The 22,425-nt window shown below is 65.8% G+C and carries 21 protein-coding genes; 11 read left to right on the top strand and 10 right to left on the bottom strand.

Features of this window, described 5'->3' with window-relative positions; translation table 11 throughout:
* Positions 1–1,188, bottom strand: coding sequence for a pyridoxal-phosphate-dependent aminotransferase family protein (locus FHP25_RS28545; protein WP_147850388.1), 1,188 nt, complete (start codon positions 1,186–1,188; stop codon positions 1–3).
* A 338-nt stretch (positions 1,189–1,526) separates the two neighbouring features.
* Here FHP25_RS28545 and prmB point away from each other — a divergent pair, with 338 nt between their 5' ends.
* On the top strand, positions 1,527–2,531 hold the full coding sequence (gene prmB / locus FHP25_RS28540) for a 50S ribosomal protein L3 N(5)-glutamine methyltransferase (RefSeq protein ID WP_147850387.1): 1,005 nt from the start codon (positions 1,527–1,529) through the stop codon (positions 2,529–2,531).
* A 123-nt stretch (positions 2,532–2,654) separates the two neighbouring features.
* Positions 2,655–4,277, top strand: coding sequence for a hypothetical protein (locus FHP25_RS28535; protein ID WP_147850386.1), 1,623 nt, complete (start codon positions 2,655–2,657; stop codon positions 4,275–4,277).
* A gap of 239 nt (positions 4,278–4,516) precedes the next feature.
* Here the strand turns inward: FHP25_RS28535 and FHP25_RS28530 are convergent, their stop codons facing one another.
* Positions 4,517–5,452 carry an alpha/beta hydrolase gene (locus tag FHP25_RS28530; protein WP_218578670.1) on the bottom strand — a complete coding sequence of 312 codons (936 nt, stop codon included), beginning with the start codon at positions 5,450–5,452 and terminating at the stop codon, positions 4,517–4,519.
* Positions 5,453–5,559: 107 nt separating this feature from the next.
* Here FHP25_RS28530 and yghU point away from each other — a divergent pair, with 107 nt between their 5' ends.
* Positions 5,560–6,435 carry a glutathione-dependent disulfide-bond oxidoreductase gene (gene yghU, locus FHP25_RS28525; RefSeq protein ID WP_147850385.1) on the top strand — a complete coding sequence of 292 codons (876 nt, stop codon included), beginning with the start codon at positions 5,560–5,562 and terminating at the stop codon, positions 6,433–6,435.
* Between the two features lie 312 nt (positions 6,436–6,747).
* On the opposite strand, the gene FHP25_RS28520 is transcribed toward yghU, so the two are convergent.
* Positions 6,748–7,632, bottom strand: a complete 885-nt coding sequence (locus FHP25_RS28520; RefSeq protein WP_178133848.1) for a BKACE family enzyme — start codon at positions 7,630–7,632, stop codon at positions 6,748–6,750.
* A 63-nt stretch (positions 7,633–7,695) separates the two neighbouring features.
* Between FHP25_RS28520 and FHP25_RS28515 the strand changes: the two genes are divergently transcribed.
* Genes FHP25_RS28515 through FHP25_RS28505 form a run of 3 tightly spaced genes read left to right on the top strand, consistent with a single transcriptional unit; the run spans position 7,696 to position 10,645 of the window.
* Positions 7,696–8,712 carry an HpcH/HpaI aldolase/citrate lyase family protein gene (locus tag FHP25_RS28515; RefSeq protein ID WP_178133847.1) on the top strand — a complete coding sequence of 339 codons (1,017 nt, stop codon included), beginning with the start codon at positions 7,696–7,698 and terminating at the stop codon, positions 8,710–8,712.
* A 41-nt stretch (positions 8,713–8,753) separates the two neighbouring features.
* Positions 8,754–9,677 carry a BKACE family enzyme gene (locus tag FHP25_RS28510; RefSeq protein WP_147850382.1) on the top strand — a complete coding sequence of 308 codons (924 nt, stop codon included), beginning with the start codon at positions 8,754–8,756 and terminating at the stop codon, positions 9,675–9,677.
* Positions 9,674–10,645 (top strand): tripartite tricarboxylate transporter substrate binding protein, encoded by a 972-nt coding sequence (locus tag FHP25_RS28505; RefSeq protein WP_147850381.1) that lies wholly within the window; start codon positions 9,674–9,676, stop codon positions 10,643–10,645. The genes FHP25_RS28510 and FHP25_RS28505 overlap by 4 nt, the downstream gene beginning before the upstream one ends.
* A gap of 100 nt (positions 10,646–10,745) precedes the next feature.
* Here FHP25_RS28505 and FHP25_RS28500 read toward each other — a convergent pair whose 3' ends face one another.
* Entirely contained in the window at positions 10,746–11,942 is a 1,197-nt protein-coding gene (locus FHP25_RS28500; protein ID WP_147850380.1) for a CaiB/BaiF CoA transferase family protein, read from the bottom strand.
* Between the two features lie 340 nt (positions 11,943–12,282).
* On the opposite strand from FHP25_RS28500, the gene FHP25_RS28495 reads away from it, so the two are divergent.
* Positions 12,283–13,047: a C40 family peptidase gene (locus FHP25_RS28495; RefSeq protein WP_147850379.1), complete on the top strand. Its 765-nt coding sequence runs from the start codon at positions 12,283–12,285 to the stop codon at positions 13,045–13,047.
* Between the two features lie 287 nt (positions 13,048–13,334).
* Here FHP25_RS28495 and FHP25_RS28490 read toward each other — a convergent pair whose 3' ends face one another.
* The 3 genes from FHP25_RS28490 to FHP25_RS28480 all read right to left on the bottom strand — a co-directional run bounded on the left by FHP25_RS28490 (position 13,335) and on the right by FHP25_RS28480 (position 15,132).
* Positions 13,335–14,141, bottom strand: a complete 807-nt coding sequence (locus FHP25_RS28490) for a nickel-binding protein (RefSeq protein ID WP_147850423.1) — start codon at positions 14,139–14,141, stop codon at positions 13,335–13,337.
* A 66-nt stretch (positions 14,142–14,207) separates the two neighbouring features.
* Positions 14,208–14,876: a DUF1326 domain-containing protein gene (locus tag FHP25_RS28485; protein ID WP_147850378.1), complete on the bottom strand. Its 669-nt coding sequence runs from the start codon at positions 14,874–14,876 to the stop codon at positions 14,208–14,210.
* On the bottom strand, positions 14,836–15,132 hold the full coding sequence (locus tag FHP25_RS28480; protein ID WP_147850377.1) for a hypothetical protein: 297 nt from the start codon (positions 15,130–15,132) through the stop codon (positions 14,836–14,838). Before FHP25_RS28480 ends, FHP25_RS28485 begins: the two co-directional genes overlap by 41 nt.
* Before the next feature lie 228 nt (positions 15,133–15,360).
* Here FHP25_RS28480 and FHP25_RS28475 point away from each other — a divergent pair, with 228 nt between their 5' ends.
* Positions 15,361–16,416 (top strand): endo-1,4-beta-xylanase, encoded by a 1,056-nt coding sequence (locus tag FHP25_RS28475; RefSeq protein WP_178133846.1) that lies wholly within the window; start codon positions 15,361–15,363, stop codon positions 16,414–16,416.
* Between the two features lie 33 nt (positions 16,417–16,449).
* On the opposite strand, the gene bcsS is transcribed toward FHP25_RS28475, so the two are convergent.
* A complete protein-coding gene (gene bcsS / locus FHP25_RS28470; protein ID WP_178133845.1) occupies positions 16,450–17,136 on the bottom strand; it encodes a cellulose biosynthesis protein BcsS in 687 nt (228 codons plus the stop codon).
* A 160-nt stretch (positions 17,137–17,296) separates the two neighbouring features.
* Between bcsS and FHP25_RS28465 the strand changes: the two genes are divergently transcribed.
* Genes FHP25_RS28465 through FHP25_RS28455 form a run of 3 tightly spaced genes read left to right on the top strand, consistent with a single transcriptional unit; the run spans position 17,297 to position 19,376 of the window.
* The gene (locus FHP25_RS28465) at positions 17,297–18,544 is read left to right on the top strand and encodes a SpoIIE family protein phosphatase (protein ID WP_178133844.1); all 1,248 of its coding nucleotides are present in this window, start codon (positions 17,297–17,299) and stop codon (positions 18,542–18,544) included.
* Between the two features lie 23 nt (positions 18,545–18,567).
* On the top strand, positions 18,568–18,921 hold the full coding sequence (locus FHP25_RS28460) for an anti-sigma factor antagonist (protein ID WP_147850373.1): 354 nt from the start codon (positions 18,568–18,570) through the stop codon (positions 18,919–18,921).
* A complete protein-coding gene (locus tag FHP25_RS28455; RefSeq protein WP_147850372.1) occupies positions 18,918–19,376 on the top strand; it encodes an ATP-binding protein in 459 nt (152 codons plus the stop codon). Before FHP25_RS28460 ends, FHP25_RS28455 begins: the two co-directional genes overlap by 4 nt.
* A 244-nt stretch (positions 19,377–19,620) precedes the next feature.
* On the opposite strand, the gene FHP25_RS28450 is transcribed toward FHP25_RS28455, so the two are convergent.
* Together FHP25_RS28450 and FHP25_RS28445 are read right to left on the bottom strand one after the other, a co-directional pair.
* Complete coding sequence (locus FHP25_RS28450) at positions 19,621–20,508, bottom strand: hypothetical protein (protein ID WP_147850371.1); 888 nt, start codon at positions 20,506–20,508, stop codon at positions 19,621–19,623.
* Positions 20,509–20,582: 74 nt separating this feature from the next.
* The gene (locus FHP25_RS28445; RefSeq protein WP_218578669.1) at positions 20,583–22,301 is read right to left on the bottom strand and encodes a glycosyltransferase; all 1,719 of its coding nucleotides are present in this window, start codon (positions 22,299–22,301) and stop codon (positions 20,583–20,585) included.
* Between the last annotated feature and the right edge of the window lie 124 nt (positions 22,302–22,425).

Below are 22,425 nucleotides of genomic sequence, written 5' to 3'. Positions count from 1 at the left end.
CTACGCCGGCACCTGCGCACCCAGCCAGTCGATCGCGGCCTGGGCACCGCCCTTGCCGTGGGGGATGGCCAGCGCGTTCAACGCCATCTCGATCACGCTCAAGGTGCCCAGCACCATGGGCGCGTTGACATGGCCCATATGGGCGATGCGGAAGCCCTTGCCTGCGAGCTCGCCGATGCCGTGACCCAGCACGACGCCGCATTTCTGGTTGCAGTATTTGCGCAGGGCCTCGGGGTCGCGGCCGCCGTTCAGCAGGACCGTCGTGACCGTGTCGCAGCGCTCGGCCGGCTCGATGATGTTGAAGCCGATCGCCTGGCCTTCGCCCCAGGCGCCGATGGCGCGGCGCACCGCCTCGGCCAGCAGGCGGTGGCGCAGGAAGACATTGTCCAGTCCTTCCTCGAACAGCAGGTCGAGCGCCTGCCGCAGGCCGAACAGCAGGTGTTCCGGCGGCGTGCCGGCGTATTTCTGGTAGTGGATGTCGCCCTCGCGGTCGGTCCAGTCCCAATAGGGCGTGCGCAGCCCGGCCTTCTTGTGCACCTGGCGCGCCCGGTCGTTGGCGGCGACGAAGCCCAGCCCGGGTGGAGTCATCATGCCCTTCTGCGAGCCCGACATCGCGACGTCGACGCCCCAGGCGTCCATCTCGAAGGGCATGCAGCCCAGCGACGCCACCGCGTCGACCATCAGCAGCGCCTCATGCCCCGCCGCGCGCACGGCCTGGCCGATCGCGGCGATGTCGTTCACCACGCCCGAGGCCGTGTCGATCTGCGCCACCAGCACGGCCTTGATGGTGCCGCCCTTGTCGGCCTTCAGACGCGCCTCGACCTCGGCCGGGCGCACCGCACGGCGCATGTCGCCCTTCAGCACCTCGACCTCGACGCCCATGCGGCGGGCATTGTCACCCCAGCCCAGGGCGAAGCGGCCGCTCTCCAGCACCAGGATCTTGTCGCCCCGGGACAGCACATTGGTGAGCGCTGCCTCCCAGGCGCCGTGGCCGTTGGAGATATAGATGTAGGCCCGCCCCTTGGTATTGAACACGCGAGCGATGTCGCGCAGCAGGCTGTCGGTCAGCGCCAGCAGCGGGCCGGCATAGATGTCCACTGCCGGGCGGTGCATGGCCCGCAGCACCTCGTCCGGCACTGTCGTCGGCCCCGGAATCGCCAGGAACTCACGCCCTGCACGCACGCTCATCTTCTTGTCCTCCGCGCCCGCGGCACATCGATTTGCGCCTCGCGCGGCGCGGAGACTAAAGCCAATTGCCGTGAAATGCGACCGTCTCCATCAACCCCGGCGACGCATGCAATCCTCTCCCAGCGCAGATGCATAGATGCAGAGGACAGTCATTGGGCCGCCCCGGCTGGCGCCGCTGACCTCCAGGCAGGTCAGTGGGTTCTGCGCCGGCTGAATCCGCTGCCGAGCTGAGTCGGCCGCGGGTCGGCTTGTCGTTCGCGTTTGATACAGGCGCCATCAAGCGCCATAACCGCCCCATCGACGGCTCAAGCTTGGAAGCAGCGAGGAAGGTGCGCGCGATGCCGGATAATCCATCGGCCAGCGCCGGCAAGCAGGCAGCGCACGGGCGCGCGCCCAGGTCCGGACACAAGGCGCAGCCTCGACGCGAGATCCAGGAGCTCGTCACCTTGCGCGACGCGCTGCGCTACGCGGTGAGCACGTTCCGGGCGGCCGGCCTTCATTTTGGCCATGGCTCGACGACGGCGCTGGACGAGGCTGCGTTCCTCATCCTGGAAAGCCTCCACCTTCCGATCGACGACTTCAACGCCTTCGCCGATGCGCGGCTCACGGCACGCGAGAGGACGCTTCTGGGCGAGCGGATCGCGCTGCGCGTCGACGAGCGGCTGCCGGCGGCCTATCTGACCGGGCGCGCCTACCTCGGTGGCATCCCGTTCCGCTGCGACAAGCGCGCGCTGGTGCCGCGCTCCTACATCGCCGAGCTGCTGCGCTCGCCGCTGTTCGACGGCTCGGATGAAGGCACGGCCCTTGTCGGCGATCCCCAGGAGGTGACCTCGGTGCTCGACCTCTGCACCGGCGGTGGGTCGCTGGCGATCTTCGCCGCCTACGCCTTTCCCAATGCCGCAGTCGACGCCGTCGACCTGTCGGAGGAGGCGCTGGCGCTTGCTGCAGAGAACGTCGCCGATCATGGTCTTGAAGGCCGCGTGCGGCTGGTCAGGGGCGACTTGTTCGCTCCGGTCGCCGGCCGGCGCTACGACCTCATCCTGACAAATCCGCCCTATGTCGGACGGGAAGTCATGGAGCGGCTGCCACAGGAATATCGCCACGAGCCGCAGGTGGCGCTCGCCGGCGGCGAGGACGGCTTCGACCTGGTGCACCGCATTCTCGCGCGGGCGGCGAGCCACCTCCAGCCCGGCGGCGGCCTGCTATGCGAGATCGGCGAGGATCGGGAAGTCCTGGAAGCGGCGTACCCGCATACGCCCTTCTTCTGGCTGGACACCGCCGAGAGCGACGCCGAGGTGTTCTGGCTGACCGCCTCCGCGCTTCAGACGACGCCCGTGAGATAGTCCGGATCGGAACCGGCGCCTTCGGCCACAGCTGCCGTTTGGCCACAATTAATCCCAGACAACGCCGCATGCCCACCGCATCGCCACGCCATCCAGGGCGGCAAACCGGCGGTGGAGGCGGCTGTGATCACCCAATCCGACGACAGCCTGGCGGTAGCTCTTTTTCGCCGTGACTGCCCGCTGGCGCCTCTGATCGCGCTGGCGGGGATCGCTGTCCTGGCCGCGTGCTGGGCCGTGTTCTCGCCGCCGGTCGTCCTTTCCACGGAGATGACCTGGGACCTCCTTTTCAACCTGTCCGGCGCCTGGCACCTGCGCTTCGGGCATGTGCCGCATGTCGATTTCCACGAAGCCGTCGGCCGGCTCACCTTCATCCTGACGCAGATCGGCTTTGAGGTCGTCGGACCCTCGCCCCAGGCTCTTCTCGTTGGCGTCGGCATCGTCACCGGCTTTGTCTTCGTCCTCGCGACCTTCGCGGCGTGGCGCCGCCTTCCCCTGATCCCCGCCGCGCTGTTCGTCGTCTTCGTCTGCCTTCTGGCGGTGCGCCCCGCCAATGTCGGGGACTCGCCCAACGCCTATTCCTTCGCGATGACCTACAACCGCTACGGCTGGGCCGGCACCAGCATCATCGGGCTGATCCTTTTTGTCCCACCGCGGCGGCGGGGCTGGGCGGATGTCGCCGACATGGCCGTGGTTGCAGCACTCGCGGTGGCTCTCTTCTATTTGAAGGTGACGTATTTCGCGGTCGCGATCGCCAGCATCGTCGTCGCCCTTGCCGTCTCGCCGCATGTCGCCACGCGGTGGCGCGGATGGGCCGTCAACTGCCTGCTCGGCCCGGCGCTGGTGCTGGCCCCCTTCAACAAACCCTACATCGCCGACCTGATGGCCACGGTCCAGGCCGGCGTCGTGCGCGATGATGTCGGCTTCTATCTCAACGATTTCACCGAGAATGCCGCCGAGTACGCACCTTACTTCGCGGCCGTGGGGATCGCGCTGTGGCTATGGTGGCGCGGCAAGTCGTCCCTGGGCTTGCCCGTCGCCACGGCGTTCCTGCTCCTCGCCGGCCTGGGGCTGCTGTCGCAGAACTCGCAGTCGCACAGCGTGCCGCTCGCCGTCGTCATCGCCTTCCTGCTCTACCAGACATTGCAGCGCCAGCAAGCCGCGACGGCGCTGCTCTGCGCGCTGCTGCTGTTTCCGATCGCCTCGATCGTGAGCGCCACCGCAAGCATCGTCGGCTATCATGCCAGGACCGAGGCCGGCAATCTCAAGGTCGTCGATGCCACCAACCTGCGTGGACTGGCGGTGCCGGCCGAGCCGGACGGCGTGATCGCGGCCTTCGCCAGCGGCCGCGGCGGCGCCCGGCTTCTCAACCGGGCGCGCGCGGTGCGGCCTCGCTACGAGCTCTCGCCGTACGAATACGTGCAGACGCTGGAGGAAGCCGCTGCGTTGCTGCGCGACAACGGTCTTGCCGCGGGGAAGATCGCCACTCTCGATCAGGTCGATCCCCTGCCCTTCATGCTCGGGCTCGAGCCGCCGCGCGGCGGCAATCTATGGTCGGGCGCCGGCGCGCCGACCCTGCCCGCCGAAACCTACCTGGCCGATGTCGACGTCGTGCTGATCCCGAAGTTCACGACCAACATCGGCTGGACGCAGGTCGCGCAGGCGACTTATCGCGCATATCTCGATGCCCACTTCGAGCACCGTGCGGAGGGGCGGAGCTGGATCGTGCTCACCCGGTCTCGACGATGAGAAGCCAGAGGCGATATCGGCAAGCCTCGACCCTGGGTCCTCACCCTCCCGCTCGCGGACTCCGGGATTCACATCTTGACTGTCATCCCGAGCGCAGCGAGGGATCTCCCGCGAATGGCACACGGTGCGTCTTTCGCAGGAGATCCCTCGCTGCGCTCGGGATGACAGTCCTGATTTTCCGGGCGCAAGCGAACTCTTGGAGAGATGTATGAATCCCGTAGCTCGCTCGCGGGAGAGGGCTACCGATCTTGAAATGCGCGCCGTGCCCAGGCGCAGGCATCGGCCATCGCGGAATCGGCGCCATCCACCAGCCCGACCCAGAACAGGAAGCCGTGGTTCATGCCGGCGCGGCGGGTGATCTCCACGGGCACGCCCGACGCCTGCAACCGCCTGCCATAGAGCTCGGCCTCGTCGCGCAGCGGATCGTACTCGGCGCTCATGACATAGGCCGGCGGCAATCCGCCGAGGTCCTTCACGCGCAGCGGTGACGCATACGGATCGTCGGCCTCGCCGGGGTGGTTCAGATAGTGTGCCCAGAACCATTCCATCGTGGCGCGGGTCAGCCCATAGCCCTCGGCATTCTCGGCGTAGGAAGATGTGCCCGGCGTGTGATAGTCGGTCACCGGGTAGAGCAGCATCTGCCCGCGCAGCGCCGGCCCACCCTCGTCGCGAGCACGCAATGCAGTGACGGCGGCCATGTTGCCGCCGGCGCTGTCGCCGGCCAGCATGATCCGTGTCGCATCAGCACCGAGCTCGGCGGCATGGGCCGCCGCCCAGCGGGTCGCTGCCAGGCAATCATCCGGACCCTGCGGGAACTTGTGCTCGGGCGCCAGCCGATAGTCCACCGACACCACCACGCAACCGATGCCGGACGCCAGGTTGCGGCACATCCCGTCATGCGTGTTCAGGCTGCACAGAACGAAGCCGCTGCCGTGGAAGAACACCATGAGGGGCAAGGGCGCCCCGCTGGCGGACGGCGTGTAGATCCGCAGCCTCAGGGGGCCGCCCGGCCCGGCAATGTCACGCTCCTCGATTTTGGCCATCGCGGCAGGCGGCGCCATCAGCGCGATGCGTGCCTCGTACTGGCGGCGGGCTTCAGGGACCGGAAGGGTATGCGTCGCCGGCACACCTGTTCCCCGGTCCAGCAGGGCTTGAATTTGCGGGTCGACAGGCATTCGTTCTCCTTCCTGCGGCGGACATCCATCGAAACTCCGCCCTTTTCGTCAAACCATCGCCCGCTACTATAGCGGCACAAGCGCACGTGACGCACGGAGGTCTGCATATGACGACGTCATCCGAGTACACCCCGCCGCAGGTTTGGACCTGGAACAAGCCCAGCGGGGGTCGTTTCGCCAACATCAATCGCCCGATCGCCGGTCCGACGCAGGAGAAGGACCTGCCCGTCGGCCGCCATCCCCTTCAGCTCTATTCGCTGGGCACCCCGAACGGCGTGAAGGTCACGATCATGCTGGAGGAGCTGCTGGCGCTGGGGCACAGCGGCGCCGAGTACGACGCCTGGCTGATCAGGATCGGCGAGGGTGACCAGTTCGGCAGCGGCTTCGTCGCGGTCAATCCAAACTCCAAGATTCCGGCCCTGATGGATCGCAGCGGCCCGACGCCCATCCGTGTCTTCGAGTCCGGTGCGATCCTGATGTACCTGGCGGAGAAATTCGGCGCGTTCCTGCCGACCGAGGCTGCGCCGCGCGCCGAGTGCCTCTCATGGCTGTTCTGGCAGATGGGAAGCGCACCCTATCTCGGCGGCGGCTTCGGGCATTTCTACGCCTACGCGCCGACCAAGATCGAATATGCGATCGACCGCTTCGCAATGGAGGTCAAGCGCCAGCTCGACGTGCTGGATCGCCGCCTGGCGGAAAGCGAGTATATTGCCGGTGCCAGCTACACGATCGCCGACATGGCGATCTTCCCCTGGTATGGCGGCCTCGCAAAGGGCTTGCTCTACGGCGCCGGCGAATTCCTGAGCGTCCAGGAATACAAGCATGTCAACCGCTGGGCTGACATGCTCAATCAACGGCCTGCCGTGAAGCGCGGACGCATGGTCAATCGCATCTCCGGGAACCCGTCGAGCCAGCTGCACGAGCGTCACGATGCCCGGGATTTCGAAACGAGGACGCAGGACAAGCTCGCACCGGCGGGCTGATCGGCGAGACCACGCCCCGGCTGCAAGCCACGGGCGCGGCATCAGCGCGGCAGCTTGATCGCGAAGGAGAAGCTGCAGCGGCCGGCCGGGCAGGTCGTATCGGAGACGAGGACGGTCCTGCCGTCCTCGTCGTAGCATCGGCGGATGACCTGCAATCCGGGCGAATCCGCCTCGATGTTCCGGCCGTTCCGCGTGTCATCCCGAGCGCAGCGAGGGATCTCCTGCGGCAGGGCGCACGGTGCGCCATTCGCAGGAGATCCCTCGCTGCGCTCGGGATGACAATCGCGACTCACTTTCCACGGATAGCGAGTACTAGCGAGGCGGCAGCCGAAGCATCCGACGCGCGTCGTCGGGCGATGCCACCTCGCGGCCGAGCGCTTTTGCGCGCGCTGCAACGCGCTCGACCAGCTGCGCATTCGTCGGGCACCCATCCTCGGCGTAGGGATAGTCGCCCAGCCCGATCTGCACGTGCCCTCCGGCCAAGATGATCTTGTCGAGCAGCGTGTCGAAGCGCCCGCCGATATGCGTGACCGACCATTGCACCGAGCCGTCCTGGGGCAGGAACATCAGATAGGCGTCCAGGCCCTGCGCCGTTCCGGGATGGCCCGCGATCAGTATCTTCTCGGTCAGCACGAGGCTGATGAACAGCGGATCATCCAGGAGCGACATGCTCGAGAACGCCTGGATCTGCCGCACGAACGAGACATTCCAAGCAACCAGCGACGGTTTCATGCCGCCCTGGCGGATCCCCTGCGCAAGCTCGATCAGCATGTCGGTCGGATTGACGTAGACGGCGCCGGGCGTCCGCAGCGCCGCCCGCTGGCTGTCGTACAGGTCGACGTTCACTGAGCCCATGTCCATCGGCACGATGTCCGGCCTGGTGGCGTCCTGCTCCGCCAGCCGCCGCACGTTGGCGAAGCGCTCCTCGAACGAGGCCGTGACCGTGACGTAGCCCAGAGTTGGATGCACGAGGATGGGCGAGGACTCGCGGATCGCCAGGATCGTATCGCGGCACGTCTCGAACCGGTTGTCCGGTGCGCCGGCAGCGCTTCTGCCGTGGAAATGGATGATGCTCGCGCCGGCTTCACGGCATTCGGCGGCATCGCCGGCGATCTCGCGCGGCAACCAGGGCACGTTGCGGTTCCTGTTGCGGTTGGCGTACTCGTTCGCCCTCACCTCGATGATGAGCTTGTCCATCCGCCGCCTCTCACCGCGTCTCGATCCCGCAACCGCATCGCGATCCTGCCGCGGTGCCATCGCTTGGAATATTGGTCCGTATCGTTCTATTGTCGGCTTATTAGACCATATTTCTTCGCTATCAAAGCAGCAGCCTTGGCGGCACGCCATGCAGAGGAACGACGGCGCGGCGCGATGTCGGGACAGGAAGGACAGACGACGATGCGCCCCATCAGATCGCTGCTGATCTGCACCACGACAATCGCCCGGCATGTCGAGAGCGCGTTGGCGAGCGAAGCTGACGCCGTGATGCTCGATCTCGAGACCTCGATCGCCGAGGGCGAGAAAGCTGCCGCGCGCGCCGCGGCCGCCGCGGTGCTCGATCGCCGGCACAAGCCCGATATCTTCGTGCGCATCAACGAGATCGACGGACGGCACGTCTTCGACGACCTCATCGCGCTCTGCCGTGGGCGCCTGCGCGGTCTGGTGCTGCCGCAGGCCGAGGACCCGCGGCAGATCATGGTGCTGGACTGGATCCTGTCGCGCATCGAGGAGAAGCACGGCCTCGAGGGATCGCCGATCGAGATCATGCCGCTCGTCGAGTCCGCGCGCGGCGTAGAGAATGCCCGCGACCTGCTCGCGGCATCGCCGCGCGTGCGGCAGGCGACCTTCGGCGTCGCCGACTATTGCCAGGACACGCATATCCAGGTCGCCGACGACGAAGGCGAGCTCGCCTACGTCCGCGGCCGCCTGGTCCACGCCTCGCGCGCCAGCGGCCGGGAATCCCCGATCGACACCGTCTGGCTGGACCTGGCCGATGCGCAGGGCCTCGACGCCTCGCTGCAGCGCAGCCGGCGTCTGGGCTTCTTCGGCAAGCTGTGCATCCATCCGAGGCAGGCGATCCAGGCGAACGCGGCCTTCTCGCCTTCGGCCGCGGAGGTGGCGCGCGCCAGCCGCATCGTCGATGCCTTCGAGGCGGCGATGGCTGACAACGTCGCCGCGATCCGGGTCGACGGCCGACTGGTCGATCTGCCGATCGTGCGCAGCGCGCAGCGCATCGTGGCGCTTTCCAAAGACCTCGCCCGCCGGGCGGCCGAATAGCCGCCAGGCCGCTGCTCGGTTCAGCCCACGAAGGATCTGGCATGGCGCTGTCGCGCGACCTCTCTGCTCCCCCCGTCATCATCGAGGCGGCGATCAACGGCGCGCGCACCATGGCCGACAATCCGAACGTGCCGCTCGCTGCGCAGGAGATCGTCGACTGCATCACGGCCTGCGTCGAGGCCGGCGCCAGCGTCATCCACATGCATGCGGGCCAACCGATCGTGGGCGCGGGCGGCCATCATGACAGCGCGATGTACCGGGATGTGTTCATGCCTGCCCTGCAGCGGCATCCCGGCCTGCTGATCTATCCCACCCTACCCGGCGGCGGGCCAGGCACGACGATGCAGCAGCGCCTGTCGCATGTGCGCGGGCTTGCGGAGATGGGGCTGGCGGGCCCGGTGCCCGTCGATCCCGGCACCATGAATCTCGGCCGTATCGGCCGGCGCGGCCGCCCACCCGCGAACAGCCATGTCTATCAGACGACGTTCGCCGACGTCGATTGGGCGTTCCGCTTCTGCAATCAGGCCGGCCTGCCGTGCACCCTGTCGGCGTTCGAGCCGGGCTTCGTCCGGCTCGTGGAGGCGCATCGCCGCGCCGGCACGCTACCCGCGGCCGCCATCGTGAAGCTCGAGTTCGGCGCCGATGAGGTGCTGTTCGGCCTGAAGCCCGGCTTGCGCGGCCTGGAAGCGTGGCTCGACCTGTTCGATGGCGACGCCCTGGCGTGGATGGTCTCGCTGCGCGACGGCGACGTGAACGACCTGCTTGCCGGGCTGGCGATCGAACGCGGCGGCCATGTCCGCGTGGGGATCGAGGACTACCGCGGCCCGGCCATGCCGAGGAACGAGGAGCTGGTCGCCGCGACCGTCCGGATCGCCCGCGGCCTCGGCAGGCGCCCGGCGCTTCCCGATGAGGTCCGCGGCCTCATCACAGTGAATTTCCGCTGTAGCCAAGAGAGGAAAGAATGAGAGCGTTGTTCGGTATTCTGCTGGCGTGCCTGGCGCCGGTGCTGGGGGCGCCGTCCGCCCTGGCTCAGGACAGCTGGCCAAGCCGTCCGGTGAAGATAATCGTCCCCTTCCCCGCAGGCGGCTCGACCGACATCATCGCGCGCGAGGTCGCCCAGGGCCTCACCGCCAAGTTCGGACAGCAATTCCTGGTAGACAACCGCCCCGGCGCCAGTGGCACGGTCGGCACCGCCGCCGTCGCGAAGTCGCCGGGCGACGGCTACACCTTCCTCGTCACGGCCAGCCATTTCACGATCGTGCCGTCGCTCTATCAGCAGATCACCTACGATCCGCTGAAGGACTTCAAGAGCGTATCGCTGCTCGTGACCATCCCAGTCATCGTCGTCGCCCACCCTTCGGTGCCGGTCAAGACCGTCAAGGACCTGATCGCGTATGACAAGAGCCATCCGGGCAAGCTCAACTTCGGCTCCTCCGGCGCGGGCGGCGTCAACCATCTGAGCGCCGAGCTGTTCAACTACCTTGCCAACACGCACCTGACGCATATCGCCTACAAGGGCACGGCGCCGGCGATGCAGGATCTCATCGCTGGCCATGTCCAGATCATGTTCGACGCCGTCCTGACGTCGCTGCCCCACATCCGGACCGGCGCCATCAAGCCGATCGCCTTGACGGGCGCCAAGCCGTCGCCGCTGTTCCCTGACCTGCCGACGGTCGCAGCCTCGGGCCTGCCCGGCTACGAGACGTCGTCGTGGGTGGCGATGTTCGCGCCGGCCGGCACGCCGCCCGAGATCATCACCCAGGTCAGCGAGGAGGTGCACCGAATCCTCAACCAGCCGGCCATCAAGGACCGGCAGCAGTCCCAGGGCGTCGAGATCGCTGCGTCGACACCGCAGCAGCTCGACGATGTCGTGAAGGCCGAGATTCCCAAGTGGTCGACCCTCATCAAGAAGGTCGGCGTGACAGTCGAGTGACAGGATCAGCGGCGCCGACGCCCGGCCGCATTGCCGGGCGTCGGCGCCTGGGCCCATCCTGCGCTGCACATGTCGCACCGCGCCGATGGCGCAGCGCGCGTCACGACGCCACGCCGACTGCCTTGCTGTCGACGAGAGTGGCGATCTGCGCATCGCTGTAGCCCGCCTCCCGCAGCACCTCGCGCGTGTGCTCGCCCAGTCGAGGCGGCAGCCGGCGAATGCCCGCAGGGCTTTCCGAGAACCGGGCCGACGGCCTGGCCTGGCGGATCCTGCCTTCGGTCGGATGGTCGAGGTCCACGAACATGCCCACCGCCTGCAGGTGCGGCTGCTCGGCGACCTCGGTCATTTTGGCAAAGGCGGCGTGCGGGACATCGATCCGCAGCAGCAGCTCCTCCCATTCCGCCGTGGTGCGGCTGAGCGCGATCTCGCTCATGCGGTCGTAGATCTTGTCGATGTTGGAGGCGCGCAGCACCGGGTCGCGCACGGAGAGCTCCTCGATGCATTCCGGGTGGCCGACCGTCTCGAAGAAGGTGCACCAGTTGTCGCCTGAGTAGGGCAGCATCGTGATCCAGCCATCCTTGGTCCGCACCGGGCGCCGCTCCTGCATGCGCTTGTACCCGGCCGGCCCGATCGACGGCATGAAAGCGTGGCCGCCCAGCATCTCGATGCTGTTGAAGGCGGCAACGGTTTCAAGCATGGGGACCTCGACCAGCTGGCCCTCGCCCACGCGCTCGCGGCGAAACAGGGCAGCGACCACGGCGGCAGTGAGGGACAAGCCGCACAGCTTGTCGCCGACCAGGCTGGGCACGAAGGCCGGCTTGTCGTCCGTCCCCATGGCGGAGGCGAAGCCCGACGCCGCCTGCACGACCTCGTCGAACGCAGGACGGGCGGCCCATGGACCATCCTGGCCGAAGCCGGTTGCCGCCGCGTAGACGAGCCTCGGGTTGAGCTTGCGACAATCCTCGTAGCTGAAGCCCAGCCGCGCCAGCGCCGCCGGCCGCACGTTGGTGACCAGCACATCCACCGTGGAGATCAGGCGCCGCAGGACGGCCTTGCCGTCCGCGTGCTTCAGATCCAGCGCCAGGCTGCGCTTGTTCCGATTCGCGGCCATGAACTGCCCGCTCATGCCGCGGTTGCGAAACTGGCCGGAGTAGCGCCACCCGTCACCGGTCAGCGATTCGACCTTGATGATGTCCGCCCCCCAGTCGCCCAGGGTCTGGGCGCCGTACGGGCCGAACAGGATGGTGGTGAGATCAAGGACTCGGATGCCCTGCAGCGGGCCGCTGGGCTCAGTCATGATGGCGACACGCGAGGGTCATGCCTTGGGTGGATTTGCTGCGCAGTGAGCGCTTGAAAAGCTGCACGCAACGGCGGCTACCTGCAAGCAATTGCACGTTTGACCTCCTGCCCTTCTTCTTCGCGGACGTCTCCAACGGCGGAACGTTACAACGGCGGGCAGCCATGAGACAGATCGAGCGCGCCGGTCCGGAACGCGCCCCAACCCGGCTCAATGCGGCCGCCGAGCCCGGACATCGCGAGAAGACTCAATCCCGCCAATAGCCATGTAGCGCCGGTGGCTGTGCGATCAATGGTGGCGCGAACGGAAGAAGAACAACCAACGTGTAGACCGCCCAAAATTGTTGTGGCAAATCTGCAACACTTATTGGACGGGCAATCCGCTCGACGCCCTGTTTGATTTCCAAAAAGGGGGGAAGCTCATGGTGTCAGGATCCGGGCGCTGCACCCGCTCGAGCGTGCGAGCCATTGTTCAGGCGACAGCCCGTTCGATCACGGTGCTGGCCCTGGTATTGCTCGGGACGACGGGTATTCTTTCTCCCGCTATTGCTCAGGTCAAAGCGCCGCCGAAGTCGAAGCTCAAGCCTCCGCCCGCGGCCGATCCGACGGATGGCGCCGCCGATCGACTCAATGCCAAGTGGCTGCGGGAGAACGGCGCGCCGGCCGGTCTCCCGAAGACGGATCCCGCCGTGGCCCCGGCTTCACTCGCCACGCCTGCGGCCGCAGGCGATTGGGGCGACCGCTTGGTCTCGCGCGCCATGAAATATCTGGGCACGCCCTATCGCTACGGCGGCATCTCGCCGAGCACAGGCTTCGATTGCAGCGGCTTTGTTTACTATCTTTACGGCGCGGTCTTTGGACAACGCATCCCGCGCATGCCCCACGACATGGCACGTCAGGGCATTCCTGTCGCGCGCAGCGACCTCAAGCGCGGAGACCTCGTCTTCTTCGGCTACCGCGGCACCTTCACCCATATCGGTGTTTATGCCGGCAACGGCCAGTTCGTTCATGCCACGCATTCCGGCTCGCCGGTCCAGGTGACACCCCTGGATGCCGCCTACTACCGCGAGCGCTACATGACGGCGGTGCGGCTATCCCCGCAGTGACAGCAGGCGCTGAAGCGTCATGTCCGGTCCGCTCCCCGGCGGAACGGTCAATGAAGGCAAGACCCGCAATAGTTGCCAGCAACTGCTGATAAGGAGGATCGGCGCTGCGGGAAGGTGCTGCGAAACGACCGGATACGATCCGCGACGCGAGCGAAGGATCCTGCGGTGGTGAAGACAATCACGGCGCTTCTGATGTTTCACCGTCGCCGCCATTCTTTGAACAACCCACCGCAAGGTCCTTCGCTTCGCTCAGGACGACGACAAGCGCCATATGCGATCGCCCTGCGTCAGCGAGACGGGGAGAAGAGCTGCACCGGCTCCGAGAATCCCTTCAATGCCTCAAAACCCTTTGACGTAAATTTCAGATCAACACCGGCACACGCATCTCTGACCTCGCGGGACACGAGGATGGTATCCGCCTGCGCGACACTGCAGGTTCGGGCCGCCATCTGCACCGCCCGACCAAAAAGATCGTTGCTCTCCTCGACGGGTTCGCCGGCATGTATGCCGATCCTGACATGGATCGGGCGCCCGCTGCTTTCATTGTAGGCCCCGAACTCCTTTTGAATCTTCAAGGCGCATTCGACAGATGATGGAAGGTGGTCGAACGATGCCATGATGCCGTCCCCGAGGTGCTTCACCTCGGAACCACCATGCTGCTTCAAGGATCGCCTGACGATCGCGTCGTGCGCCTTGAGCAGTTCCACCGCCTTCACATCGCCGAGCTCCACCGTCATCTCGGTCGAGCCCACCATGCCGGTGAACATGATGGCGCGGAAAGCCGAGTCGTCGATCGGCTTCGTCTTGGCGGAGGGTGGATCCTGAATGCGACCGAGAAAGGCCTCGACGGCGGAGAGATCCACGGCGATCATTTCGTTGGCTAAATGTCCATGGGCCTCCGCGTGGACCCTGTCGGCCGTTTCCTTGTTCGGGGCGTCCACAAGACAGAATGTCGTTCGACGCGCCGAGTCGTACCAGTACGTGAGGAACTTCACGCCATATTTGGCTTCGACTGCCAGGTCCTTGACGTGCAACTTCGCAACATCCTCCGCGGATACGTCGCCAGCATTGTGACGGTCCAGGAATATTGGCATCTGCGGCCTCCCCTTGGCCTTGCAGTACCCGAAGCGCTCACTGCGCTCGTCCACGATGGCGCGCAGTCAAGCGCCGAGCCATGCTGTCAGCCTCGATCTTTCGCGAATCAAACCATCCTGGTTGAAGTGGTGAACACAGAAGTGCGCCCAAGAATTTTCGAACGCCATCTCCATGTCGCCCGCCACTGAGGTGGTGCCCAATCCGATCTCGGCGTAAGTAAACTCGAAGCTGCCGCTCGGGCGCGCGAGTGCAATGTGGAATGGTTCACCATTGAACTCGTTGATCTTTGGACCTGCCTTGCTCTTCAGGACGCCAGGTATCTCGACCCTTGCGGTCCGACATTCGAGGTCGGCCTCGAGGTCAATCGGCAGGAACAAGGTCTGGCAAAACGCCGAACATGTGGTGGCGAAAACGGCGAAAAGATTGCTCAGAGGAGCGCAGGCCTCGCCGGAGATGATTGTTTCGAGCGCGATCCGTTGAGCTTGATCCGCACGCTCGTCGACAACGATCTGGCGTTTGCCATTTCCGTCCTTGATCTCGCCGGGCCATTTGTAAAGCGCGGCCCAATTCAGCCCTGCCAACGGCGTATCATTGAAGTGGCCCTCGACCAGGTGGCCGATGAAGGCCGACTGACAATAGCCGTGGGTACTCGGCAGGTTGAACTGGCAGCCGCAATTGATGGCGCAGTTGCAGTTATCGTAGGTTTCGCTCTTGAAGAGCCATGGACCAGCCATCTGACCGATCCTCCCCTAAGCCGGGATATCCCACATAGGGCCCCGCCAGCGCGCCAAGTGTGACTCGGACTGGCTCGACGCGCAATCCAGTTGGCGTCCGCCGGCAACGGTTCTTGCCGTCCGCGCCGATCTTGACGGTGTAGTTCAGCAGGTCCTTGCGGCCTTCCTGGGCGATCTGCACGGTGAACGTCGTGGTCGAGTTCTGCGCGATGGCGCTGATCCCGCCGCCACCGCGCGTGGTATAGGTCTTGGCCACGTCGGCAAGGGTGGCCTGGTAGACGCAGATCGACTGTTGTACGGGTCCATGGCGCAAGTCCTCGATTGTTGGGCAATCGCTTCGCCTGCCATCGGCAGGTGCGACCCTGCCAGCCTGGATCCCGCGACCAGTACCGCGACAAGAGCGACAACGCCGGCACGTCTGGGTCGCTTCACACGTTCTTCCAATCAGTTCGGTCGCAGATGCTTTGCGGCAGGAGGGTTGCTCGTGGGCTTTCGAAAATCCGGCTTGCCGTCATCCCTGGCTGCGGCAGCGGCTGACACAGGTCGTTATTGTGGCACCTCGGCTCAGATCGAGCAGATCGACGGGCAGCCCGATTTGCGGGCCGCTATCGTTCGCGAGTGCACGTGGCTGACACCAGAATACGCGCTCAAGTGGGATGCCATTGAACCCAAGCCCGGCTCCCATCTATTCACACCCGTCGATGACCTGCTGCGATTCAGCGACGCGCATGGCATGAAGGTGCGCGGCCACACCCTGTTGTGGCATCGCACCGTGCCTTCCTGGGCCGAGCGCATCTTGCGTGAATCCAAGGATTGGGGGCCAATCCATCGACATTTCTCGACCGTGCTCGCGCGCTACGGCCAGGCGATCGATCAGTGGGACGTGATCAACGAGCCGCTGGAGCCTGGCCATCACGGTGACGGGTTACGCAGAAGCGTCTTTCTTGATGTGTTCGGGCCTGACTACATCCGGCGGGCACTCGAAGAAGCCCGCATCCTGGCCCCCACGGCACGCCTGATGGTCAACGAATACGGTCTGGAGTACGACCTGCCGGACGAGCGCAGCCGACGCCATTGCCTCCTCAAGCTCGTCGAGCGGCTCAAGGCTGCGGGTGCCCCGCTCGATGGCCTTGGCATCCAGGGACATCTGGACCTCGGCAAGGGCAAGATCGACGCAACGGCCTTTGGTGATTTCCTGGCCGAGATCGCGGCGCTAGGATTGTTCATCGTCATCACCGAGCTGGACGTGCGCGAGGCGGACCGCCAGGCGCCCGTGGCGGCACGCGATCGACGCGTGGCGGACGAGGTAAGGCGCTATCTCGATGTCGCGCTGGCGCAACCGGCGGTACGAGGCGTGATCACCTGGGGCATGACCGATCGCCACTCCTGGTTATCGCCGTCCACCGCCGACGAAGGCCATGCGACGGATACTGCAAGAACCACGCGCGACCGGAACCGAGGCCTGCCGTTCGATGCCGCGATGCACCGAAAGCCCATGCACAGCGCAATCCGAGAGAGCCTCCTGGCCGCCCCCCGGTGAGGACCATGCTCCCGCGCGGGCCGCAGCACGCGATCAGAATCCGAACAGCACGACCAGCGTAATCACACCGTAGGCCTCGGTCTTTCCCTCTCGTCGCTGAACGCCGGCACCGCCGGCAAGGCGCAGCGTTTCACTGATCCTCATGGAGTCGAAAGCGAAACCGACGCGCCAGGAGGAGTAATCCTCGCCGGCGACACCCGAGGTACTGAGGCCGATCTCGGTGTCGAGAACGTTGGTCTTGTACAGCAGCTGCGCCCGGCCATAGCTGTCGAAGTGCGGAATCAGCGTGCTGCCGATCACGTTGAGGCGCACGGGACCGCCCAGCGGCTGGTTGTAGTTCAGCTCCAGGCGCGGCCGCAGCTTGAAGCCGTCGTCGTGCAACGTGGTCGGGCGTGAATACTCCTTTTCGCGCGCTTCGAAGCCGGCGCCGAGACCGACACGCGCCGTGCCAACCGGAAAGAACCGGGTCAGGCCGACCGCACCTCCCCACGTGTGGGCACGAACAGTCTTGCTGCCATCGTCGACCTCGTAGACGAGGCGATCCAGCCACAGGCGCAGCACCCAATTGTGCGTATCGAACTTACCTTCCAGCGGCTTCAGCCAGCCGACAAAGGCATAATAGCCCGTCGACGCGTAATCGAAGCCGCTCAGGCCGATGGATTGCCCTTCCGCGCGCGCCGACGATCCCATGGAGAGGCTGACCGCCAGTGCCGCAACCAAACGCCCCGCCAACGAGCACGAACCTGAACACCCCATGCCGACGGGCTCCCTCAGCGGACGATTGATCCGTTATCATGCTGAACAACACTTGCGTCGACAAGCTGCAACGATGCAGGGTGCGTTCCACTGCAAACAAGCCGGCCCAATCGGAGGTCCCGGCATGGATCACAATCGTAGTCTTCCGGTATCCGACAGTACGTCGACGGCGCGGATCGGTGCGGGCTTGAGCGCCATGGTAGTCGACGATGATCCCCTGATGTGTGAGCTGACCTGCCGGCTGGTGCAGGATTGCGGTTTCACCGTGCAGGGCTTCACCGATCCCCGCGAGGCGCTGCGTGCGTTCGGCGCCGCCCCCACCGCCCTGGTGGTCACGGACTGGATGATGCCGGCGATGGACGGCATCGCTTTGATTCGAGCGCTGCGCCAGAAGCCCAGCGGCGACATGGCCTATGTGATTCTGCTGACGACGCGACAGGACCGCGACGACATTGTCGCCGGCCGCGCCGCCGGCGCCGATGACTTCCTTGGCAAGCTGATGACCACGCAGCGCCTGCCTGCCCATCTGCAGTCGGCTGCGCGAATCCTGGCGTTGCATCGCCGCCTGACGGAACGCAACGCGGCGCTGGTCAAAGCCATGGGCGCTCTGCAGCAGGCGTATGACCGCGCGCAGGCGGATCTGGCAATAGCCGCCCAGGCGCAGCGCCGCAACCTGCCTCCATCGTACGCAACCCTGCCCACCTTGCGCATCGGCGCCGTCTTCATCCCCTCGGCGATCGTGTCGGGCGACACGTACGGTTATGGTCCAGTCGGCCGGGACGAAGCCTATGTGTTCGCCGCCGACGTGGCCGGACATGGCGTTCCAGCCGCCTTCCAGTCGGTGACGCTGAACCGGATGGTCCGGCCGGACATCACGACCGGCCTGCGCCAGCCAGGCTTCAGCCCGGCCGCGATCCTGGCGGAGCTCAACGCGCGCTTCGCCACCGAGGCCGACTCCGACGACCCCTACTTCACCATGATCCTGATGCGCCTGGGACAAGAGGACCACCTCGACCTGGCGCTGGCCGGCCACCCGCCGCCGCTGCTGACCCGGGTTGGTGATGCGCCCACGCATGTCGACCTGACGGGCTTCCCGGTGGGGATGCTCCCGGAAGCGACATACGAGGACGTTTCATTAGAGTTTCGCGCCGGCGACCGATTGGCCGTATACTCTGACGGCGTGATTGACTGCACCAACAGAGATGACGTGCCGTTCGGCGAAGAACGTCTCGCCGACCTGCTCGACGCCGTGCGCGATCAGACCGTTGAACACGCGACGGACCATATTCGTCACCACCTGATGAGCTGGGCCGGCGGACGCGCGCTGGCCGACGATGTCAGCCTGCTGTTGATCGAGCGAACCGCCCGTTGATTCTTGCGAACAGGACCGCCGACATGAATCTCGAGAAGAAGGTACTGGGCGAGGTCATTGCACTACGGATGGACGGCACCCGGCTGGATGCCGGCGTCGCCGTCGCCTTCAAGGAGTCGGTCGGCACCGAGATCAGCAATGGGGCTCGACATGTCATTCTCGACCTCGGCGCGGTCGAATTCATGGACTCCTCGGGCCTCGGCGCCATCGTGGCTTTGCTCAAGCGGATCGGCCGCGATGGCGACCTGGTGCTGGCGGGAACACGCCCGGCCGTGCGCAAGCTGCTGCAGATCACACGCATCGACCGCATCCTGACCCAGCATGCGACAGTGGACGAGGCGGCGCGCGCGCTGGGCGCGGGCCCGCCCGCCGCATGAGCGCCGCGCCCTCACCGCTGCCCGAGGACATCAAACTGCGGCTCAGCATTCGCAGCGACATCGGACGCGCTCAATCGGAGCTGACCGGCCTGCGGACGCTGATTCTGGAGCTGCTCGGCGAAGACCGCGGCGAGCCGTTCGCGCTTGCCTGCAGCGAGGCGGTGAACAACGCCATCCTTCATGCGCACCGGGGAAATGCGGCTCTGACCGTCGAGGTCGAGGTCAAGGCGAGTGCCGCGCGTGTCGACGTGAGCGTGTGCGACGTCGGCCCGCCCTTCGATCTGGGGGGCCGCATCGCTGCGCAGGCGGATACGCCCTATGCCGAGCTCGACACCGACATGCTGCCCGAAAGCGGGCTCGGTCTGTTCCTCATCAAACAGGGCAGCGACGAGACGCACTACGAACGCATCGGGGATCGCAACTGTCTCGTGTTGATTCGCTATCGAGGGCGGTAAATTCGAGCGCTCTGCGACGCCCGTGCGGAGATGACACATATCTGGAAGTCAACGTTCGCTGCCGTCCTGAGCGAAGCGAAGGACCTGTTATGCCGTCGTTTCGCACGAACGGACTTCACCGGCGCATGTGCGTCATCGCCAGTTCCGTGCATTTCGACGGTTCAACGGATCCTTCGCTCCGCTCAGGATGACAGCAACGAGATGTGTCCACTCCACAGGGCGACGCCCAGGAGACGCGCACACGCTACTGGCCGATCTCGAGCAGCGGCCCCTGGCGAACATAGGCAACGGCCAACAGGATCCGAGCCGCATCGTGAGGTGAAAGCGCATCACCAGCCTCGGCGGTGACGCTGCTGCCGCCCGGACTGCGGGCCGCAAGGGGCTGCGGAAGGGACGCCGAGTCGAACAGCGCCCACCACATCGCCAACGTTCCAGGCGCAATGTCCTTCGCGTCATCGGCCGCGGCGCGCATGGCCCGCCATGAGAGCCGACTTGCAACGCCATCCGGCGGAAAGACTGTTGCCAGCAACGCCAATCCTTCCTCCAGCCGCCGCTGTTGTGTCGATCCGCTGATCACGACCCGGCCATCGTCCATGAATACGTTGCGCAGGTCGATGTAGCTGCGTGCCCTGGGCATTTCCCGGCCCACGATCGCTGCCGCACGGGCCGCGAACTGGCGATGACCGGGCGCCAGTCCCGTCAACGCCGCGGTACGGAGCGCGCGGGCTGCTGCCCGCGGCGGCGCCAGGGCCGTGCCGGACACATCGCCCGACAAAGCGAGGCGCGTGGCGGCAACCAGCGCCACAGCGCCCTCGATCCCGTCCGTCCAGGCGCCGGACGCGCGCGCCAGCGCCTCGCCGTTCGCCGGCGCGGCAAGCCGCGCATCGCAGACCAGGTTGCCGTGCAGGCAGGCCGCCACCCCGAGCAATACCGCTTCAGCCGGCGCATCTTCACGCGCCAGCCGCCGGCTCGCGGCCGCCACCCAGGCGTCGAGCGCGGGCACGCGCGCGCTGCCCATCGCGCGCCGCTGCGGCGGGTTGGCGGAAAAGCCGCGTGACTTCAGCCAATAGGTTCCCAACGGGTCGGCCTGCCGGCTGAAGTCGATGGCTTCCATCGAGACGATCACCGCCATCGCCAGCGCCAAGCCGATCAGGAACGCGATCTTGCTGCGCGCGGTGATCCAGCCGGACGGTCTTCGCACGTCAGTCATGTCGTCCCTTCCCCCACCGGACGCCACAGCGCGGCGCGGACGATGCTCATCATCATCATGATGCAGAACGTGCCCCAGAACACGTTCACGATGTAGCCGGAGACATCGGTGCGCCAGCCCAACACGAAGATGGCGATGGTCGCCCAGGCAATGGCCAGCACCGTCAGCACGATGACGAGGATCTGCCATTTGACGTGATGGAGGAACCGACCGATCTGGCGCTCCTTGGGCGTGATCGGAAACTTGATGGGCTCGCCCCGCAGGACGGTCCATATCGCCCGAAGGCCGTACGGAAAGAACGCCATGTGGAAGCTGCTGCCACGGCCGTTGGAAACGCCCCAGGCCCCGATCAGCACCGCAAGCTCATAGGCAAAGATGTACGGAATGAAATGGACGAAGAATTCCAGAGAGAAGGCCGTCACCGGCGGAATGCCGGTAAACAGGTATATGATGGGCGCAAGCAGGAAAGCCGGCATCCACAGGCAAGACAGCCAGGACCAGATCGTCATCAGATACATCAGCTTCTGCGACAGGGTCAGCTTGTAGTTCAGCAGCGGGTTGTCGTTCAGTGTGATGTCGATCGTGCCGGCACCGTACTTGAACCGCTGGATCAACCAACTCTGCATGTCCTGCGGCGACAGCATCTTGGAGAGGATTTCCGGGTGGAAGACGCTGCGCCACGGACGCACCGGATCGCCTTGCAGGACAATGGAGGTGTAGATGTCCTCCGAGACATGGAACTTGTAGGGCGTGACCTGCGTCTCCAGCGCCATTTCGCGCCGCATCGCCGAACCCAGGACCTCGCGGCTCTCGGCGTCGTCGATCTCGGCGATGACGGGGGTGACACGCTGCTCGACGGCGGCGGCGTAGGCACGCAGGGAGGCCTGCAGCACGGCTTCACGACGGTGGATCGAGCCGGCGCCGCAGCAGAATGAAGCACTGGCCCCGTTCCGGCGGCGCAGAAGCACGTCATAGAAAAAGACGGGGCTGTTGTCGAACGGATCCTCGCCAACCCGTACCGGGCCGACGAGGCGCTGGACAAAGCGCGCCGCCCGCCGCGCCAGCTTGTCCAGCCCCACAACCCGCCACCGGCGTTCCCACGCGTCTTCCAGCGACTCGCCCTCCGGCAGGTCGAAGAACCATTGTGGCGTCTGCACCCAGGCGACATCCGGGTCACGGAAGTAACCCAGCGTGCGCTCAACGAACTGCGGAAAGATACGGGTGTCGGCGTCGCAGATGATGACGAAATCGCCGGACGTATGGTCGAGCGCATTGCGCAGGTTGCCGGCCTTGAAGCCCTCGCCGCTCGAGCGGGTGAGATAGCCGCAGCCCTCCTCCTCCGCGACCTGGCGCATGTCGGGGCGCCGGCCGTCGTCGAGGCAGTACACGGCGATTTCTACGCCCGGCGGCGAGACGAGAGACTTCGCTGCCTGAAGGCTCAGGCGAACCAGCTCAGGATCCTCGCTGTAGGTGGTGATGTAGACATCAACCTTGACCGGCCGATCTTCAGCATCCGGATCGCACTGGCAGGCCGACGTCGGTGGCGGCTGCCACGGCGTGTCGCTGACCTGCCACATGTTGAACATCAGCAGCAGCAAGCCGATGAATGACAGGGTCTCGGCGAGCGCCAGGGGAATCGCGAACCACAACGCATCCATGTTGAGGCTCGCCGTCCAGCGCCAGTAGAAATACCACAGGCCGATACCGAGGCTCATGCTGGCCAGGATTTGCCATAGAGTCTCGCGCCACTTGACGTGCGGCGATGGCGGCAAGGGACGGCGATGCTCGAAGCGCGTGAAGTACCAGTCACGCGCCGGCGTATCGGACGGTCCGGCGGCC

Source organism: Vineibacter terrae, assembly GCF_008039615.1.
In the GTDB taxonomy this organism is placed as follows: Bacteria; Pseudomonadota; Alphaproteobacteria; order Reyranellales; family Reyranellaceae; genus Vineibacter; species Vineibacter terrae.
The sequence above is the reverse complement of the archived record's forward strand: the minus strand, read 5'-3'. Positions and strand labels throughout refer to the sequence as shown.

Bases quoted from the DNA above. Each gene is read 5' to 3' on its own strand.
- FHP25_RS28455 (WP_147850372.1), top strand. From the start codon at position 18,918: ATGAGCGCCGCGCCCTCACCGCTGCCCGAGGACATCAAACTGCGGCTC.
- FHP25_RS28520 (WP_178133848.1), bottom strand. From the start codon at position 7,632: ATGGACAAGCTCATCATCGAGGTGAGGGCGAACGAGTACGCCAACCGC.
- FHP25_RS28510 (WP_147850382.1), top strand. From the start codon at position 8,754: ATGGCGCTGTCGCGCGACCTCTCTGCTCCCCCCGTCATCATCGAGGCG.
- FHP25_RS28450 (WP_147850371.1), bottom strand. From the start codon at position 20,508: ATGGCGGTGATCGTCTCGATGGAAGCCATCGACTTCAGCCGGCAGGCC.
- FHP25_RS28545 (WP_147850388.1), bottom strand. From the start codon at position 1,188: ATGAGCGTGCGTGCAGGGCGTGAGTTCCTGGCGATTCCGGGGCCGACG.
- FHP25_RS28505 (WP_147850381.1), top strand. From the start codon at position 9,674: ATGAGAGCGTTGTTCGGTATTCTGCTGGCGTGCCTGGCGCCGGTGCTG.
- FHP25_RS28490 (WP_147850423.1), bottom strand. From the start codon at position 14,141: ATGCCAATATTCCTGGACCGTCACAATGCTGGCGACGTATCCGCGGAG.
- FHP25_RS28500 (WP_147850380.1), bottom strand. From the start codon at position 11,942: ATGACTGAGCCCAGCGGCCCGCTGCAGGGCATCCGAGTCCTTGATCTC.
- FHP25_RS28465 (WP_178133844.1), top strand. From the start codon at position 17,297: ATGGATCACAATCGTAGTCTTCCGGTATCCGACAGTACGTCGACGGCG.
- FHP25_RS28445 (WP_218578669.1), bottom strand. From the start codon at position 22,301: ATGAGCCTCGGTATCGGCCTGTGGTATTTCTACTGGCGCTGGACGGCG.
- FHP25_RS28530 (WP_218578670.1), bottom strand. From the start codon at position 5,452: ATGCCTGTCGACCCGCAAATTCAAGCCCTGCTGGACCGGGGAACAGGT.
- yghU (WP_147850385.1), top strand. From the start codon at position 5,560: ATGACGACGTCATCCGAGTACACCCCGCCGCAGGTTTGGACCTGGAAC.
- prmB (WP_147850387.1), top strand. From the start codon at position 1,527: ATGCCGGATAATCCATCGGCCAGCGCCGGCAAGCAGGCAGCGCACGGG.
- FHP25_RS28460 (WP_147850373.1), top strand. From the start codon at position 18,568: ATGAATCTCGAGAAGAAGGTACTGGGCGAGGTCATTGCACTACGGATG.
- FHP25_RS28485 (WP_147850378.1), bottom strand. From the start codon at position 14,876: ATGGCTGGTCCATGGCTCTTCAAGAGCGAAACCTACGATAACTGCAAC.